The following is an 18,021-nucleotide window of genomic DNA, read 5'->3' as shown; positions in this document are numbered from 1 at the left end:
AAGATAATAGTTTTAAACTGATAATCAAAGAATAAAAAAAAAGGCTGCTGAACCACGTCCAGCAGCCTTTTAGAGTTCATGTTAACATCAAATCACTGCATCAAAGCTGTCTTTTGAACCTGCTGTCCGTTATCATGACTGAAAATAATCAGATAGATGCCGCTGGAGAGTCTGACACCCTGGTCATCGCGTCCATTCCAGGTCACTTTATAGTGTCCCGGCGACTGTCTGCGGTTCACCAAACTCCGGACTTTTCGTCCCAGAGCATTATAAACCGAGACCGATATATCCGATGCCTGGGCCACGTCATATGCAATGGTTGTGGCCGGATTGAACGGATTGGGATGATTGGGATACAACGCGAATGTCCCGGGCAGCGACTCGCTGCTTATTCCGGACTGCAGCAAATTCACGGCAACCGGCGTGTAAGGGGACAACCCGCCATTCAGGTCCACGCTCTCCAGTCGGTAGCGCCAGAAACCGGACATGACGGTTTCATCCAGATATTCAAATGTTTGCACGGACAAAGGTCCGGCCGGAATCAATTGATCCGTGATGCGCACAAAATCGCCGGTTTCACCGCGTGCGCGGGATACAAAAAATCCGGCTGTATTGACATTGTTTTCAACCTGCCAGCTCAGCAGTACACCGGATTCCCGCGGTTCCGCCACAAATCGACTCAGGGTGACGGGAATGGGAGAATCCAGAACCGGCTGAAACTCGGAAAATGAAGACCGGGTGATCTCAAACCAGGGTTCGGCGTCAGTCGGCGTGTGACTGCACAGATCAGTGATATTGCTCCAGTTCGACGTTTTGTCCGAACGCGTCAGTAAATCGACATCGCTCCAGCTTTTTCCGGAAGGCAGAGTCTGCACGGACAGATCAAAATTCAATGTCGCTGTTACAGAGCCGCTCTGATTTTCCACACCCCAGAATTTATCCAGAAACAATCCATTGTCCTCCTGAAGCCAGCTGCCGCCGCTGCCGGTGCTGTATACACCCAGTTCACCACTGCTTCCGTCCTCATAGGTCACGGTCAACTCAGCCACCGTCGCACTGCCCGAGGTCATCCAGTCGCCGCTGTCACCCACGGGACACGTGGACTCGCTCCATTCGTCGCCGTTCATATTGGTTAACGCGCCGTCAAGACCTCCGGAGGATAAATCGGTCAACTCCAGACCGGACGCATGATCAAACGCATAACAGGCGGCCAATCCCGTTTCGGAGCCGCTGAGCGTGTTGTGCAGGTTCAATTGTATTTCACTCTGAGAACGCGCATCCGACCACAACCGGCATTCATCCAGTTTACCGGCAAAAGTGCTGCTGTTGCCCACGCTCAATTTGAATTGCGTGGCGTTTACAGCTGATTCCAGAACCACGGCCACATGCGACCATTCCGACGCAGGCACAGACGAGCCGGATTGCCCGTTGACGTAAAAACTCTCTCCGGTCACACCGGCCAGATCCAGAACACCCCCCGATACCGTCAGGTAGTGCGAGTCGGACAATTGCAGGATAGATTGGTCGGTATTGTCCGGACACATCCAGAATTCCACCGTCTGCAGCGAACCGGCGCTGCCGACGTCGACATGATCGTCAATACCGTCAAATGCGAGCATATGCCCCGGCGGCGTGGGATTCATGGCAAAGGTGTATGGACCGGTCCAGACGCTGGTCTCACTGCCGGTAACCGCCTGGACATAGACATCATATTCGCCATTATTATCCAGATCGGAAAGAGAAAACGGATTGGACAGGGTCTGCGTCTGCGCACCACTGCCCTGTGAGAATCCGCTTGTGCCATACTCGACATTCCAGGTCTCGGCTTCGCCCGCTTCCGTCCAGGAAATATCGGCGCTGTTGCGCTGAACATTGCCGGCTGTCAGATCGCTGGGCTGCGGCGGCCGGGTGCCGCTGATGATGAGCGAATAATCCTGCGATCCGGCTGTATAATTGCCGGTACTGCTGTTATAACTGTAGAGTGTATTGTCATGATCGATGGTAATGGTATACCATCCTTCGGACGGATCGGCAATATACACCTGTTCCACATTATCGACATTGTTTTCCCCGCTCTGCGTCGCGGCATTGGACGGATTCGACACATCGAGAGACCAGGGATAGTACGTGGACGCATCCCGGGTCAGGCGCAGATCGAGATCATTGACAAGGACTGGATCAGGCGGATCAAGAGAAGAGTTCGGCATGTCGTCGGGATGTGGCGGCAAATCGGTCCAGACCACCGTTACTTTGAGGGGTTCGGTACCGCTGGCATACACCAAACGGCTGTAGCTGCCGCCGTCATTCAGGGTCAATTCATCCAGCACATTGTGCAAATTGGCGTCTTTTTCAATAGTCTGCGCCGCTTCCTCCGCGTTTACCAGTCCCCAGCCGAACTGATAATCCGGACCGGTGTTGCTTCCGGCCTCATCCGCCGTGTGAATGGCCAGGGCTTTGAGCGTTGCGGCGGTCATGGGCGTGCCGCTGTGCAGGCTCTGGTAATAATCCTGCAGGAGCACCAGGGTTCCGGCCACATTCGGAGACGACATGGATGTACCGCTAGAATAAGCATAAAGATCTGTTCTATTGGAATCAGGGTGATAATAAGCCGATAACACATTAATGCCCTTGCCGACAACATCCGGTTTGATGCGGCCGTCATCCGCCGGCCCCCAGCTGCTGAATCCGGCCATAATTACATCAGAGGGGCCGGTATAATCCAGCACCTCCTGGACAGCGCCGATGGTTAAAATATTTTTTGCAACACTTTTTTGCGGCAATGTATCATATCCCGTATCACCACCGTCAGCTGGCCTGATAGTTTCCACCCATTCCCATTGCTTCCTAATATAACTGTAAACATAATGTCCCGGTGTCTCGGCATCGGGCCCGCTGTCATCGCGATCATTTCCGGCAGATTTAACAATCAGATAATTGGGTGCATTATAAGCAATTTCGTCCCAGTCCCGTGATGATGAAGAATAAAAGCCGAACCACAAGTCTTCTTCTTCACTTACAGATGGAGCGCCAAACCAATACCAATCATCGCCAGAAAAAACATATGAGCCATAGGCCCACCCCCTTACCGCGCCATAGGAATGATTGGAAATTTCCATGCCGTCCGCTGCAGCGGCTGCCATCTCACCGGCATCATCGGTCCAGTCATAGGCAGAAAGCTGCGCGTCATAGGCCATACCTGAGGTACTTGAATACACCCCGCCGCCCATCAGGGTGCCGGCCACGTGTGTGGCATGCCACTTGATACTGGAAGCGCCATCCGCCTGTGTCACTCTGGAAGGGTCTGCCCCGGAGTTGGTAAATTCATTATGGGTCGTAAACACCGCGCCGCCGTCCCATTCTCCCAGTTTGGCATATCCGGAACCACTAATCGAAAGTCCCAGCGAACCGCCGGGCCACAAGGCGTCGGCGCGCGTGGTCTGGGCGGCGCCCAGATTGTTGGTCACATAATACTCGGGTCTGCCGTCGATCAGGTACATCAGCTCTGCCTGGCGGTTATCCGCAAGCTGCACTTCCAGCGGCCAGTTCCGGCGCCGGGCCAGGTCGACAGCCCGGGCGCGTTTTTCTGCGTATTCCTGCTCAAGGCGCTGCGACATGGTTCTGAGTCTGGCCTGTTGTTCAGGCCGGGGACGCGCGGACAATCCGGATAGTCCGATAACTACAAACAGACATAAAACTAAAGTCTTGCGCATATTTATACTCCGTTGTATCTGTTCACTGCAACCGAGAGCACATTCGGGATTCGGAAACAGGACGCGCTGTGCTGTTCAAACCGTTCAATATTTTGACACTGTATCCGTTTCGTGTACGATAATCGAACATATCTTTTATTAAAAGAAACCAGGTTCAGGAACAGTTCTCATTTGAAGCTAATATTTTCAAAGAGTTGAACCGGAAATATGATAAAAACAGTAAACCTTGATTATTGAATACAACGATTAAGCAACAATCATTCCGAAAAATCAAGCCCAGCGAAAAGTGTTGTCGAGAATGAAAACCCGATCCCTCTTCATCAAATCAACCAGCAAGCACAGACCTGCGAAAAATGCAGCTGGCGTTGAAAAGCGTTCAAAATAGCCTCAACATTGAATATCGCAGTCAGTCTCGAATTCTCAGCATCTTTGAAAAGTCAATATTTATTAATCGGGAAACATGTTAATCAGGATATCCGGGGTGTTTATGGGAAAGAAAATATGGCAGGGCCAACCGGTGTGCTCTAATGCTATGCTTTGTTTTCCTATCAATGCAAGATGATCTTATTTATCCGATCAACAAAACATTGACAGCGGCAAGTGTTCAAAGCACACCGCATGCTTGAAAATAATTGGCGTGATTCAGCGTTCTACCCGGTCAATATTAAGAAACTCGCCATTTACCCGACTGTCACCGACGAGATAAACAGTGACCGACTTTTGGCGATCGCGGTTGACAATGTCTCCTTCAACCGTGGAATCAACAATACGAATCTTTAGATGATTCGGGTTTCCATGGCTGTTGTGGCTGTCCTTGATGATGATATCTTTCAAGACAGTGCTGTTTTTATTTAAAGTGATATCGCCGTTATGAGTGGAAATATCGTCCGTCACGGTCGTATTCACAAGCTCGATATATCCATTCACGGTTTTAATATCGCCGTCTACTTTGACTTTTTTCTTACAGGTTACACTCCCGTTGACTGTAGAGATATCACCCTCTACATCTGTGGCCTCACCGATATGAATCGATCCATTCACACTCTGAACATGTTCCACCCGGCAATTGCCTTGAATCCGGATTTGCCCATTCACAGTTCGGCACATGCCGTATACTTTGGCATCATCTTTCACCGTAATCGATCCGTTTACAGATGTGCATCCGCCGGTGCGCTCCCCTTTTTCAACCACAATAGATTTGTTGACACTCAATCCCATGCTGAAACAGGACGTGCAAAGCAGCATCAAAAGCATAACAGTCTTTTTCATAACAGTCTCCCTGTAAAGATCAGTTCACCCAGGTTCGACACTTTGTTAAATATTATATTTACAACAAAATCGCCAGGTCTTCCCCACATGGGATTTGAAAAACCGGCTCGGTGTAAACAACAAACTTGACAATTGTCGAACTTTAGTATAAAGACGTATTCTTTTTCATAGAGTTTCAAAAATTGTAAAGGGGGGGAATTATCCCTTGAACATGGGATTGAAATTTTTGATGGGACAGGGGTAGCCACCGCGCTGATATTCACATTCGCCCCAGTAAAAACAATTGACCGAGCAAATGGTCTCACCGCCGTTCAGATCAGTTTCGGGATACTCTTTGCTTTCTTCGACAAGCTGCCGCTGAGCATATTTCTTTGATTTATAAGCATCCCAACCATGTTTTTGCAGCAATCCGCGGGTAATTATTTTGTTCAGATTGCGGGCGGACCGTGACTTTGGATTTTCAATCATGAACGGACGCAGTTCTTTAATCGATTTGCGGATAGTGTTGTCATAATTCAAATAGCCGATATAATTGACCTGGACGTTCAAAAGCTCCAACGCCGCCGCCCGGAACGCATCGCCTTCTTTGATCTCTGCGGCTGAATGCACCATATTGAGGATCAATTTTGGATACAGGTTGGATAAAAACGATTCGATGCGGTCCGCCGCCGCTTCATCCACCTGATTGACATCTTTGAGAATATCCTGCATGGTAAAATGCATTTTACCGGGCTCGGAATGCAAATATTGATCGAGAATCGTCTTGACCGGTTGATTTTTCTTGTACGCCTGAAACAGTTTGCGCATAATAGACAGTTTCAGGAAATTAAACGTTTCATGAATCGCGGCCGGCTCCGGCGTGGTCACCAAAATGCCCTCATCCGCAGCCAGAAAAAAATCAATCACATTATAGGACGAACCGGCGCCAAGATCCAGCAACACAATATCCGCATTCAAATGCGCCAGATGGCGTATAAATTTCTTTTTCTGGGAATAACGGGGATTCGCTAGTCCCAGGGTACCGCAGGAGCCGCTGATCAATCGCAAATTATCGACCGGAGTCGGAAGACAGATATCCTCCAGACTTTCGCGCTGCAGGGTATAAAAATGATAAAAGGTATATTCAGGTTCCAGTATCCCCATATAGGTGTGCAAATTCGCGCCGCCCAGGTCAGCGTCCACGATCACAACATCTTTATCCTGCGATGCAAGCCCGATCCCCAGCGATGCGGTCAACATGGTTTTTCCGATTCCGCCCTTGCCGCCGCCAATGGCGAATACCTTTTTATCATGCGCTGGTTCACGATCAGGAAAAAGATGTCTGAATCGTTCCAGAGTATAAGCTTCCACCCATTCCTCGGACTCTTCGAGATATACCAGATCATTCGAACAAAATTCACCATTTGAAGCCAGATCCCGGAGCTCATTATGGTTCAAAGGACCGACCTGCTCATTATTTATTTTAATAAATACCTGGGGCATCATAGTACCGTTGATTTTATGCTTTACGGACATTTACAGCCTTGTCACCTTTCATATCACTTTGAATGTCGAATCGGAGACGCATGCCCTCCTCGATTTCCTGAGGTTTGATAGTTGCCAAATTGGAAACATGCAAAAAGACCTGCTCATCATCATCATCAATCTCAATGAATCCATATCCTTTGCCGGCCTCCCAGTGTGTTACGGTGCCGTAAACCATATAGCGCTCCCATGCACATACTGTAAAAAATGTTGCAAAAAGCCGGCCATCACCTTAAAGGTAACAGGCCGGCTTGCCTGTTTATTCAGATTCTTTTTTCGGAAGATTCGTTGGATTCTTCTGCGGATTCCGGTTCGGCTGGAGTTTCTTCGATTTCTTCCTCGTCCTCTTCCTCTTCTTCTTCCTTGTCAACGCGCTCGAGCAAATTTTCTTCATCTTTTTTCTGGCGTATCACGATATACGAGATCGTATTGCAGGCGCTGAATGTAGACAAACCGTAAGAGACAACCCATCCGCCCAGGAACAACAGACTGAGCGCATACAGCCAGGAAGCGATAACCACGGAAACGGACAAAGACTCGACCGGGATCAGGCTGAATTCACGGGTAAAATAGACCAGATGCTGGTAATCCTGGAACAAAAAGTTCACCGCATCCTGAGCCAAAAGTGTCCAGCTCTGCAGCATGGCCTGCCCGTTATTCGCAAGATTAATAAAATCAGCGCCCATGAACCAGGCAAACAGCATATTCATAATCACAATCGCTTCTTTGACAAAGGCTGCGAAAATTCCCAGTGCCAGAACACTCAGCACCAGGGTCAGAGCCTGATAGAAAATCATTCTCCACGGTTGCGACCAGGTCATGGAAAAACTCTGGAAAACAGCTTCGAATGCATCTTCATCCGTCGTCGCAAGAATACTGGGCGCGTAAAGCAAAGTGATAGCCGCAACGATAGCCACAAAAAACAAAAACAAAGCGGCCAGAAACCAGAATACGGTGAACAGGCTGACACCAATTTCACCGATAAAGGGGATTTTGCCCAACAATCCAATCACCAGAGCCCCTAAAACGAGCAATCCCACAAGGATCATCAGCGATATGGGAGTTAAAAGAACCGAAGCCAATTTACGGAACGCAAATGCAAAAGATTCACGCCAGGTATAAAAAGTGTTGCCTTTGGCGGACATGTACACTGCCCGTGAAACAGCCGTATTGGTTAATAAAAAGGCGATAAATAGCGCCAGTACACCGATGATAGCCAAAATCAGAGAGTACCAGGCCAGCGTGTCTCCGCCGGTAAATGCGCAGGGAAACAATCCATACCTCTGCCACATCACAGCAAGATCAAAGCCATTGCTGAGAAAGCTCAGATACGTAAATACAAGATAGCCAAGGTAACCAAAAAACAAACCAACCAGTTGAATCCACATTCTCTGGAGGCTAAACGCCAGGCGCGGCGCCCTCAACACGTCCTGAAAGTTAAATTTTAATTTCAGCATTCGATTTCTCCTTGTTTCCATTAGAGTTTTTTTAAAGGTATTAAATAATCAAAAACTAGTCAAGTAATTTTAGTTAATTTCAATATTATCGTTCTCTTCCGAGTCTGTTATATCAACACGTATCAGCAGTATCCGGTTCTTTTCTACTTTTTCCATCGTAAAATGAGTGTCATCCCATTCATAGGTTTCGCCTTCTTTAGGGAAATACCCTTTGTGCTCAAGAATAAATCCGCTCAGCGTGTCATAATCTTCCGACGTCGGGATATCGGTACCCAATAGATCATTGATTGAATTGATATCGATTTTTGAATTGAACAGATATTGTGTTGCACTGATCTTGCGATACAACGGCGGTTCCTTGTCATATTCATCCTGAATTTCACCGACAATTTCCTCAATCACATCTTCGAGGGTTACCAATCCCGAAGTACCGCCGTATTCATCAACAACAATCGCCATATGCTGTCGGCGCATCTGAAATTCACGCAGCAGGTCGTCGATTTTTTTACTTTCCGGAACAAAAATCGCTGTCCGGGCCAGACTCAAAATATCGATGGACGTATCGGGCTGATAAATAAACGGCAAAAGATCTTTTGCATTGATGATACCCTGTATTTTGTCCACGGTCTCACTGTAGACCGGAATCCGGGTATGGCCTTTTTCCTTGATCATTTTGGATAGTTCCTCAAGGGAGGTATCATCCGACACACACACCATATCGGTTCGGGGAATCATGATCTCCCGGACAGTTGTGTCTCCGAAATGAAAAATAGAGTTTAATATTTCTTTTTCATCGGTCTCCAGTTCGCCCTGCTGTTCTCCGATATTCAGCAGCGTCTGAAACTCTTCCACCCGCATATATTTTTCGGGCATGGGTTCGGACACACGGAAAATAATTTTAATGACATCAATCATCCGCGCCAAAAGAAAGGTAAGCGGATAAAAAAGCAGGAACAGCATAAAAATAATCGGGGAGACTATACCGGCAAAGCGGATCGAATTTTTAACCGCAATAATCTTGGGTGAAATCTCGCTGAATAAGAGAATAACAAAAGTGACCGCCACCACGTTGATCACAATAGCCCACTGCGCGGGCAGCCCGGCTATGCGACACCAATAGGTTGTTAACATATAACCGATGGAAGCCGCCCCCACATTGACCAGCGTATTGCCGATAAGAATGGTAATCAACAGCTGTCTGGGATGATTCAACAGCATCAAAATGCGTTTGGCGGTTTGCGATGTTTTATTTTTCAGCTCACTCAGCTGATGCTGTCCGATACTGAAAAAAGCTGTTTCAGAACCGGAAAAAAAGGCCGAAGCCCCAAGCAGCACAATAAAAAGAAAAAGATGACTATAAGGATCGAAATCCAAAAGAGAAAAATCCTCCTGATCGTTTAACAGTGTATTGAAACAATAATGTAACAAAACATTAATTGCAAATCAATCATTTTCATCAGTAAAGCAGAGGAAACAGAATAAAAACCCGGGCATCGGATGTTTCAGCGCTTGATCCTGTTTTCCTGCCCACTGGACATCAGGGCTTTGGTACAACAGCGGATAATGCCGCATTCTCAAGCTCCGTCATTCTCTGTTTTTTTTCAGGCGTTGTATCTTCAATGCCCAGCAAATGATACATTCCATGCACAGACAATCGGCAAAGTTCATTCTCGAGTGTGACCTGGTAATGGTCCGCATTTATCGTTGCAGTTTCACAACTGATATATATCTCCCCCTCCAGAGGGCCGCCGATGTCCGTCAAATTGAACGTAATGACATCCGTCGGGCCCGGAGTATTCATATAGCGTTCATGCAGATCTGAAATAAAATCATCATTGACAAAAACAATGGTAAGCGTCCAATCGTCAGGGGTGCCCGGTTGTTTCATGATCCAATCTATGAGATCCCGAATTAGAGGCTCGTTCACAGCGTCACATCCGGCTGGATTTTCGACCGATAGAGGCGTCATGCCTCGTCCTGCTGCTCGGTCTTTTTACCCTGATTCTCTTCTTTCTTTTCACCTTTATTCTGATTCGGATACTCGACACGGCCGTGAAAAATGCCGTTCAGAATTTTCTGAAAAGCGGCGGATATCTTGGACAGGTCTTTGAGAGTGAGAGGCGCTTCATCGAGTTCACCGCTCTCAAAACGTTCATCAATGATATTTTCAACCAGATTTTTAATTCGGGTGGGTTTGGGATCTTTGAGTGTTCGTGAAGCCGCTTCCACGGAATCCGCGAGCATAACAATGGCGGTTTCGACACTTTGCGGCCGGGGCCCCGGATACCTGAATTCGCTTTCTGATACATCCTGGGCGTCTTTTTGTTCCAGTTCTTTCTGATAGAAAAAACTCATCAGGGATGTGCCGTGATGCTGAATGATAAAGGCTTCTATTTCTTTTGGCAGACCGTATTCACGCGCCATCTCCAGTCCCCGGCGCACATGATTGGACAGAATCAACGAACTCATACGCGGCGCCAGCTTTTCCTGAGGATTGCGTCCTTTGGCCTGATTTTCCACAAAATATTCCGGTTTTTCCAGTTTACCAATATCGTGATAATAGGCACCGACACGCGCCAGCAGGGCATTGCCACCGAGCGCCTCTGTAGTGCTCTCCGCCAGCATACCGATCAAATAGCTGTGATGGTAAGTTCCGGGAGCTTCAAGAGATAATCGCCTCAGCAGCGGATGATTAAAATCGGACAATTCCAGCAGTGTCATATCCGTGGTCTTGTCGAACATTGATTCAAAGACAATAATCAGGATATAAGCCAGTCCGGGGGACAAAAAGCCGTTCAGCACACCGAATCCCCAGTCGCGTGCGATATCACTAAAATCGGAATACCCGACAAAGTCGATAATGGTAATGGAAACCAAAAACGCGGCGGCAATCACCAGCCCTGATCGTATAATCCAGTTGCGGTTTCGGACGCGACTGACGCTCAGTACGGCGATGGAACTGGTAAACAAAGAAACAAAGGTGATGCTGAACTCGTTCCCCCGCAACGCGCCGGTCAACAGACTCATCACTATCACGGAATAAAACCCCACCCGCACATTAAAAAAAACGGTAACCACAATGGCCAGGGTTGAAACCGGGATCACATAGGGAGACAAAGTAAACCGATTGGACAGATAAATAAAAATACTTACAAACAGGATGGACAGCGCGATCAATACACGTTCTCTGATGGGTTTTAACAGCTCGCGATTGTCTTTCCACAGGAAAAATACAAACAGGGCCAAAATCGCCACAATCAACAGGAACTGTCCGACAGCCGGTTTGACATTCTGCCAAAAACCGTGCATCTCTCCCCGTTCGGCTTTGGCCTGTGCAAGCGATCGGAGCTTTTCGACAGGCCCTGCCGGGTCAGCCGCTGATGACTGTCGATGATCGTTCGCCCGCAAGCACCTGATCCTTGGCAAGCGGCACACTGCTTACAGCTTCTTTGCGCCGCAGTTCGGTTTCCTGTTCATTGTAAATTAAATTGGGCTGCAGAAACGCCGAGCCGATGGAATAGGCAACTTCGACTTTATTCTCCCCCATATCCCCGGTTTCGCGCAAATCCTCCAGCAGGGCGTTGGAGGCTTCATTGATATCGTGGTAATAGTCCAGTTTTTCGACAATTTCACCGCCGGATTTGCGCACTGATATCCGGTCACGTGACTCGGCAAACTCACGTTTGAGCCGGTCAATGATTCCCGCGGTATAACGTTTTTTCACCAGCGGTTTGACCGCATCAATGATCTGATTAAAACTCTCGACTCGCTTGTTCACTACACGGTCGCTCGTCATCCCGCCGCTCTCAAAACCGGTCATCAGTGACCGGAGATCGGCGTCGGAGAGGACGATTCCCGCATCATTGAGCACGGATTTCAGATCTGCAGCCTCTGTTGTCGGATTTTTCAGCAGAACGTTCATCTGCTCTGCAAACACGCGGATACGATCCAGCTGCGTCTGCTCCACCTGAGCCCGATATTCGAAAACAGGTTTTACACTTTCGCGGGCTTGTTCAATATCATCTGCATACTCTTCTTCACTCTTGTTCACCGAAAACGTAAACGGGGCGATGACTTCTTCACCGACGTAAACGCTGCCTTCCTTGAGGTCGCCAAATTGATAAGACTTTCCTCTTGGGAAAATAAGGGCCAGAATCGCACACAGAACGACCACAAACAGAATATCAAACCAATACTGCTGATACCACTTTTTCGGTTTGTCGGGTTTTGGCGAATCGGTTTTACGCGACCGCTTTTTGGAATTCAACATAGTTCACTGCATCCTTACTGAGTTTGATCGTTGGGTTCATTCAGAAGATCAGCGTCTTTACGATTGTAAGCATTGATTATTTTGCGCACCAGACGGTGCCGTACCACATCCTGGTCGCTCAGGTAAACCATACCGATACCGTCAATATTTTTGAGAATATTCTGCACCTCCACCAGCCCGGAGATCATATTGCCCGGCAAATCGATTTGGGTGATATCCCCTGTGATGATAGCGCGGGAATTGGGGCCCAGCCGTGTCAAAAACATTTTCATCTGCTGTGAGGTGGTATTCTGGGCTTCATCCAATATAGCAAAACTGTTATTCAAAGTCCGACCGCGCATATAAGCCAGTGGCGCGATCTCTATAATCGAGGCATCCATTTGCTTGCGCAGTTTATCCGGATGAATCATGGATAACAACGCATCGTACAACGGACGCAAATACGGATCCACTTTTTCCCGCAGGTCGCCGGCAAAGAACCGAGATTTTCACCGGCTTCCACCGCCGGCCGGCAAAGGATAATCCGGTCCACAGTTTTTTCGCGCATAAAAGACAGTGCAATGGCCACAGCCAAAAAGGTTTTCCCCGTTCCCGCAGGACCAATGGAAAATACAATGTCATTTTCCCGGGCGGACTGAAAATAGTCACGCTGTCCGGCGGTCTTGGGTTTCACAGGATCGCGCTTGGTCATACAGCACCACATCCTCCCGGTCCTGTACCGTCTCGGAGGGCTGCTGCCAGTCGGACAACCGGCTCAGCCGTTTCCACGTCATCCGGGGAGATACTGCCGTTGCGGTTCACCAGCAGTAAAAGTTCACCGATCACTTTATCCGCTTCCTGAACATCTTTTTCACTGCCGCGAACCAGCATCTCGTTTCCGCGCGCAATTACCTCGGCATTGAGATAATCCTCGAGAAAACGCAGATTGACATCCCGGGCGCCGTAGAACGCCATAGGATCAATTCCGCTTAATTTAATACGTTTTTCCAAATCAGCAAATGCCTTTACAAAAAAACTCTCAGCCTGCTGCAATTATACAACAGACCGAGAGTTCAAGTTTCATCTTTATAAATTTCAAGAAAAAAATCTATTCCTGGGGAATCACCAGTACAGTGTGCGGAAAGACCATATTGGGATCATCACCGATGATCTCTTTGTTCTTTTCATAGATTTTTGTCCAGTTGGACGGATCACCCAGTACCTCGGGATTCTCTGCAATTTTCTGCAGATAATCGCCTTTGGCAATTAGGTATTGATCCATACCCAGACCGCGCTGAATTTTCAGAACCTGTTCGGGGAAAATCAAATCAGGATCGTCAATCTGGTCCGTGTTGACGGAATAGATTCGCATCCACTGGGTCGGGTCATCATAGATGGCTTCTTTGCCCGAAATTTTCCAGAGATAGTCGCCCACGACCACATTATAGTCGTCGTAAACAGCTTTGGGCATTTTGTTGTTGATTTGTGCCAGTTTTCCTTCGATGGTTGCGATCAGATCCTGCATTTCACTTAATGCAGCGATTCTGTTCTCTTTGGCGGCAGCAAGTTGCTCTTCAAGCGCGGTCATTTCATCGCGTTTTTCAAACAACTCTTCTGCGGACAGGGCCAACAGGCCGTCAGCCTGCTCATCCAGGGATTCCAACTGGCCGCGGAACTCATCAACACCAGCTACATCGGTGCCGATTTCTGACAGAATTTCATTCCAAACTTCCTGAGTTTGGCTTTCAACGGTTTGAACCTCTTCATTCAGTGCTTCAACAGCTGCTTCGCATTCCTCTTTGGCGGCCCTGGCATCTGCTTCACGCTGCTGCCATTCGGCCAATTGTGCTTCATACTCTTCCATTGTCATTTCTTCCTGCGCAATCGAAAGCGTGGCACCAAAGACAAGAACGAAGGAAAGCACCAAAGTGAGTAGAATTTTGCTTGACACTCTCATTAGTATCCCTCCACGGGTTTTTAATGTTAACAAACTCATGATTTTTACATTTCTTGCAAACGTTCGGTTACAACTTCTTTTTCTTCCTTCATCTCATTGAGAGTTTGTTTCTTGTCAGCTAACGTGCTTTCAAGATCGCTTTTTTCACTCTCGCATTTGGCCTGTGCATCTTCGGCAGCCAACGCAGCAGCTTTGGCTTCTTCCAAAGCCTTCAGTTCCTCTTCATTCGGAGCATTACTACATCCGGTCAGAGCGAACATGACAAGCAGCACTGCGATTGCTGTCAACACCGTAGCAGTCTTGAGGGTGTGTTTCATAGACGCTACACCTCCTTTCGGGTTCATGGTTGTTATGAAATAAAAATAACATGTACAGCATTTGTTGATTTATTTTAATGAAAAATAGTTTAAGAGTCAAGCGGAAAATAAGTTATCTCTATTATTTACAATTTAATAAAATTAAATGAATGATCAAAGCTATTCCTGATGCTTTTACGTATAATTCAAAACAAAAGCATAGGCGTTTTTCATCCCCTATATTGAAAAAAATAGCAGTTTACACCTCTGATTTTTAAAAAAGTATCCCCCTCGCTGCAGCCAGGCTGTCTTCCGCTCCCCCCTCTGTTTTCATTCCGTGCGGCAAAGGCGGAACATTGCGGGATATATTGTACTGACATGCGATTGCAACACACATCCCCGGCCAGTATTTTCTGACCCGGCTGGCCGCATTCCCAAACCGTTCACATTCTAATTATCCGAAACCGTTATTACCGCACGGTTCAACAAAACCCAAAATCTGAACCGTATTTAAAAACCCTCAAACAGTGCTCCCGGATGAATCGTTACGACAGAAAGCGCTGACATTCAAAACTGCGCTACATGTCTGTTCCCTGCGCCCAGGCAGATGGCCGACCAACTGGTCGGCCGACATCAATGTAGGTCGACCAGGTTGGTCGACCCGCGATACTCGACTGGCCGCGTTCTCAATCCGTTTTCATCCAATCAATCCAAAACCAGCACCGCACGGTTCAACAAATAAAATCTGATCCGTGTTTAAAAACCCTCAAACAGTGCTCCCGGATGAATCGTTACGACAGAAAGCGCTGACATTCAGTGTGGCGTTACATGTCTGTCCCTGCGCCCAGGCAGATGGCCGACCAACTGGTCGGCCTACATCAATGTAGGTCGACCAGGTTGGTCGACCCGCGATACCCGACTGGCCGCGTTCTCAATCCGTTTACATTCAATCGATCCGAAACCAGCACCGCACGGTTCAACAAATAAAATCTGATCCGTGATTAAAAACCCTCAAACAGCGCTCCCGGATGTATCGTTACGGCAGAAAGCGCTGACATTCAATGCAACAGTACAAGCCCATTCCATGCACCCAGGCACACGGCCGACCAACTGGTCGGCCGACATCAATGTAGGTCGACCAGGTTGGTCGACCCGCGATACTCGACTGGCCGCGTTCTCAATCCGTTTTCATCCAATCAATCCAAAACCAGCACCGCACAGGTTACAACAAATAAAATCTGATCCGTGTTTAAAAACCCTCAAACAGTGCTCCCGGATGAATCGTTACGACAGAAAGCGCTGACATTCAAAACTGCGCTACATGTCTGTTCCCTGCGCCCAGGCAGATGGCCGAACCAACTGGTCGGCCTACATCAATGTAGGTCGACCAGGTTGGTCGACCCGCGATACCCGACTGGCCGCGTTCTCAATCCGTTCACATTCAATCAATCCGAAACCAGCACCGCACGGTTCAACAAATAAAATCTGATCCGTGATTAAAAACCCTCAAACAGCGCTCCCGGATGTATCGTTACGGCAGAAAGCGTTGACATTCAATGCAACAGTACAAGCCCATTCCATGCACCCAGGCACACGCCCGACGATCTCGTCGGGTTTAATGTAGGTCGACCAGGTTGGTTGACCGCGATACTCGACTGGCCGCGTTTCTCAATCCGTTCACACTCAATCGATCCCGAAACCAGCACCGCACGGTTCAACAAAACCCAAAATCCGATCCGCGTTTAAAAACCCTCAAACAGCGCTCCCGGATGTATCGTTACAGCAGAAAGCGCTGACATTCAAAACTGCGCTACATGTCTGTTCCCTGCGCCCAGGCAGATGGCCGACCAACTGGTCGGCCTACATCTCAAACTTTTCCAAACACCAGTAATATTTGTACTCTTGCATCCCGTTCACCAGACCGGACTTGACGGGATTATTCATCACATAGCGAACAATCCGGTCAAGCTCCTCGGACTGTCGAACCACATGATCATAACTCTCACTTTGCCAGAACCGGCCTTTTTGTTTCAAAACCTTGTTACATTCCTTTGCCGTATACCATTTCAAGTTTTCCAGAATATTCGTCACCCAATACGGAGATCGACCGCGTTTCCCATGCTTTGCATACTCTGCATTCGTTTCAAACACCAGATGCACGTGATTCGGCATCACACACCAGGCAATCAGGTCATACACACGTTGATCCCGATATTGCAGGGCTTTTACAACAATATCCGCAAGTACCGAACGCTGCAGCCAGGTCGGGCCATAATCACCCGTATCCAAAAGATCGTCATACTTTTTGAAATGCAGTTTGCGCAGCCGATCAAGTCGTGATTCGACCTTTACCCCGTGTCGCCTGATGCGCTGTTCAGCCAGGCGCTTTTCGGTTTTCATTTGCTCCACAACCCGTTGAGGTATTGATCCGTATAACCGAAATGTCACAAAAAAGGTCGCATCAAAAGGTTGATAATGAGGCAAATGTCGGTGATAAAATATTTTTTCGTTTGAATTCATAAAAATTCCCCATTAAATATCGGCCTATTGGTCTAACACGACACCTGACTGGTCGCTGATTAAAATCGTTCACACGCTAATTATCCGAAACCCGTAGAGCACGGTTCAAAAAAACCGAAAATCTGAACCGTGATTAAAAACCCTTAAACAGCGCTCCCGGATGAATCGTTACGACAGAAAGCGCTGACATTCAAAACTGCGTTACATGTCTGTTTTGTGCGCCCAGGCAGATGGCCGACCAACTGGTCGGCCTACATCGACGCCCAGGCGCATGGCCGACCATCTCCTCTGCCTAAATTTAAACTCACAACGGACGAATCCCATATACCAGTCAAAAACAGACCGTACTGCAGTACTTACTGTTTACACATCACATATTTTGTTAATTAACATTACTTTAAAACCAACCCCTTCACACGAATCCTTGCTATAAAAAGACGAGACTAGTCCAGATTCAACAGCATGGACAAAGCTTTGATGAGTTCAGGTTTGCCGCGGCCGGTTTTGGCGGAAAAGACAATATATTGATCGTTTGGCGACAAACGAAAGGCTGTTTTGTGTTTGGCCTGCTGTGCCTGGATTTTATTATTGGAACATTTATCCGCTTTGGTGGCGGCCATGATCACCGGCAGCTGAAGTTGATGCAGGTACTCGTACAATTGCAGGTCCATGGGCTGGGCGTCCAGACGCAGGTCCACGAGCATGACCACGGCTTTGAGTTCCGGTGTCCGGGTCAGATAGTCTTCGATCAATCCTTTCCAGCGGTCCTGCAGGCGTTTGGAGACTTTGGCAAACCCATAGCCCGGCAGATCTACAAAGTAGAATTTATCATTGATGAGAAAAAAATTCAGTTGCTGGGTTTTTCCCGGGGTTGAACTGACATAAGCGAGATTTTTTCGGTTGAGCAGTTTATTGAGCAGACTGGATTTCCCCACGTTCGAGCGTCCGGCAAAAGCGATATGCGCCAATGCATCAGTGGGCAATTGACGCATTGACGTGACGCTCGTTATAAATTTAACGGATTGCAGTTTCATAACGT

At 47.9% G+C, this 18,021-nt stretch carries 15 protein-coding genes and 1 pseudogene; 1 reads left to right on the top strand and 15 read right to left on the bottom strand.

The window, feature by feature from the left end:
* Window positions 1-92 precede the first annotated feature (92 nt).
* The 13 genes and pseudogenes from U5R06_10310 to U5R06_10250 form a co-directional block, all read right to left on the bottom strand.
* Window positions 93-3,710: a S8 family serine peptidase gene (locus tag U5R06_10310; protein MDZ7723173.1), complete on the bottom strand. Its 3,618-nt coding sequence runs from the start codon at window positions 3,708-3,710 to the stop codon at window positions 93-95.
* 642 nt (window positions 3,711-4,352) lie between these two features.
* Window positions 4,353-4,979, bottom strand: a complete 627-nt coding sequence (locus tag U5R06_10305; protein MDZ7723172.1) for a hypothetical protein — start codon at window positions 4,977-4,979, stop codon at window positions 4,353-4,355.
* A gap of 198 nt (window positions 4,980-5,177) precedes the next feature.
* A complete protein-coding gene (locus tag U5R06_10300) occupies window positions 5,178-6,494 on the bottom strand; it encodes a P-loop NTPase (GenBank protein ID MDZ7723171.1) in 1,317 nt (438 codons plus the stop codon).
* A complete protein-coding gene (locus tag U5R06_10295; GenBank protein ID MDZ7723170.1) occupies window positions 6,478-6,681 on the bottom strand; it encodes a cold shock domain-containing protein in 204 nt (67 codons plus the stop codon). The genes U5R06_10300 and U5R06_10295 overlap by 17 nt, the downstream gene beginning before the upstream one ends.
* An 85-nt stretch (window positions 6,682-6,766) precedes the next feature.
* Entirely contained in the window at window positions 6,767-7,960 is a 1,194-nt protein-coding gene (locus U5R06_10290) for a hypothetical protein (GenBank protein ID MDZ7723169.1), read from the bottom strand.
* A 69-nt stretch (window positions 7,961-8,029) separates the two neighbouring features.
* Window positions 8,030-9,334 carry a hemolysin family protein gene (locus tag U5R06_10285; GenBank protein MDZ7723168.1) on the bottom strand — a complete coding sequence of 435 codons (1,305 nt, stop codon included), beginning with the start codon at window positions 9,332-9,334 and terminating at the stop codon, window positions 8,030-8,032.
* 163 nt (window positions 9,335-9,497) lie between these two features.
* The gene (gene ybeY / locus U5R06_10280; GenBank protein MDZ7723167.1) at window positions 9,498-9,929 is read right to left on the bottom strand and encodes an rRNA maturation RNase YbeY; all 432 of its coding nucleotides are present in this window, start codon (window positions 9,927-9,929) and stop codon (window positions 9,498-9,500) included.
* Window positions 9,926-11,368 (bottom strand): HDIG domain-containing protein, encoded by a 1,443-nt coding sequence (locus tag U5R06_10275; protein ID MDZ7723166.1) that lies wholly within the window; start codon window positions 11,366-11,368, stop codon window positions 9,926-9,928. The genes ybeY and U5R06_10275 overlap by 4 nt, the downstream gene beginning before the upstream one ends.
* Window positions 11,331-12,230 carry a hypothetical protein gene (locus tag U5R06_10270; protein MDZ7723165.1) on the bottom strand — a complete coding sequence of 300 codons (900 nt, stop codon included), beginning with the start codon at window positions 12,228-12,230 and terminating at the stop codon, window positions 11,331-11,333. The genes U5R06_10275 and U5R06_10270 overlap by 38 nt, the downstream gene beginning before the upstream one ends.
* 14 nt (window positions 12,231-12,244) lie before the next feature.
* Window positions 12,245-12,909: pseudogene (locus tag U5R06_10265) on the bottom strand (PhoH family protein).
* A gap of 8 nt (window positions 12,910-12,917) precedes the next feature.
* Window positions 12,918-13,220: a hypothetical protein gene (locus U5R06_10260; GenBank protein ID MDZ7723164.1), complete on the bottom strand. Its 303-nt coding sequence runs from the start codon at window positions 13,218-13,220 to the stop codon at window positions 12,918-12,920.
* Window positions 13,221-13,317: 97 nt separating this feature from the next.
* On the bottom strand, window positions 13,318-14,166 hold the full coding sequence (locus tag U5R06_10255) for a LysM peptidoglycan-binding domain-containing protein (protein ID MDZ7723163.1): 849 nt from the start codon (window positions 14,164-14,166) through the stop codon (window positions 13,318-13,320).
* 44 nt (window positions 14,167-14,210) lie between these two features.
* On the bottom strand, window positions 14,211-14,483 hold the full coding sequence (locus tag U5R06_10250; protein MDZ7723162.1) for a hypothetical protein: 273 nt from the start codon (window positions 14,481-14,483) through the stop codon (window positions 14,211-14,213).
* Window positions 14,484-16,096: 1,613 nt separating this feature from the next.
* Between U5R06_10250 and U5R06_10245 the strand changes: the two genes are divergently transcribed.
* Entirely contained in the window at window positions 16,097-16,258 is a 162-nt protein-coding gene (locus U5R06_10245; GenBank protein MDZ7723161.1) for a hypothetical protein, read from the top strand.
* 64 nt (window positions 16,259-16,322) lie between these two features.
* Here the strand turns inward: U5R06_10245 and U5R06_10240 are convergent, their stop codons facing one another.
* On the bottom strand, window positions 16,323-16,862 hold the full coding sequence (locus U5R06_10240; GenBank protein MDZ7723160.1) for a transposase: 540 nt from the start codon (window positions 16,860-16,862) through the stop codon (window positions 16,323-16,325).
* 563 nt (window positions 16,863-17,425) lie between these two features.
* The gene (gene yihA / locus U5R06_10235) at window positions 17,426-18,016 is read right to left on the bottom strand and encodes a ribosome biogenesis GTP-binding protein YihA/YsxC (GenBank protein MDZ7723159.1); all 591 of its coding nucleotides are present in this window, start codon (window positions 18,014-18,016) and stop codon (window positions 17,426-17,428) included.
* Window positions 18,017-18,021 lie beyond the last annotated feature (5 nt).

The organism is candidate division KSB1 bacterium (genome assembly GCA_034521575.1).
Lineage (GTDB): Bacteria > Zhuqueibacterota > Zhuqueibacteria > Residuimicrobiales > Krinioviventaceae > JAXHMJ01.
The sequence above is the reverse complement of the archived record's forward strand: the minus strand, read 5'-3'. Positions and strand labels throughout refer to the sequence as shown.

Excerpts from the sequence above, each read along its gene's own strand:
- U5R06_10270 (MDZ7723165.1), bottom strand. The coding sequence starts at position 12,230 with ATGTTGAATTCCAAAAAGCGGTCGCGTAAAACCGATTCGCCAAAACCC.
- U5R06_10250 (MDZ7723162.1), bottom strand. The coding sequence starts at position 14,483 with ATGAAACACACCCTCAAGACTGCTACGGTGTTGACAGCAATCGCAGTG.
- U5R06_10240 (MDZ7723160.1), bottom strand. The coding sequence starts at position 16,862 with ATGAAAACCGAAAAGCGCCTGGCTGAACAGCGCATCAGGCGACACGGG.
- ybeY (MDZ7723167.1), bottom strand. The coding sequence starts at position 9,929 with ATGACGCCTCTATCGGTCGAAAATCCAGCCGGATGTGACGCTGTGAAC.
- U5R06_10300 (MDZ7723171.1), bottom strand. The coding sequence starts at position 6,494 with ATGTCCGTAAAGCATAAAATCAACGGTACTATGATGCCCCAGGTATTT.
- yihA (MDZ7723159.1), bottom strand. The coding sequence starts at position 18,016 with ATGAAACTGCAATCCGTTAAATTTATAACGAGCGTCACGTCAATGCGT.
- U5R06_10290 (MDZ7723169.1), bottom strand. The coding sequence starts at position 7,960 with ATGCTGAAATTAAAATTTAACTTTCAGGACGTGTTGAGGGCGCCGCGC.
- U5R06_10305 (MDZ7723172.1), bottom strand. The coding sequence starts at position 4,979 with ATGAAAAAGACTGTTATGCTTTTGATGCTGCTTTGCACGTCCTGTTTC.
- U5R06_10310 (MDZ7723173.1), bottom strand. The coding sequence starts at position 3,710 with ATGCGCAAGACTTTAGTTTTATGTCTGTTTGTAGTTATCGGACTATCC.
- U5R06_10295 (MDZ7723170.1), bottom strand. The coding sequence starts at position 6,681 with ATGGTTTACGGCACCGTAACACACTGGGAGGCCGGCAAAGGATATGGA.
- U5R06_10255 (MDZ7723163.1), bottom strand. The coding sequence starts at position 14,166 with ATGAGAGTGTCAAGCAAAATTCTACTCACTTTGGTGCTTTCCTTCGTT.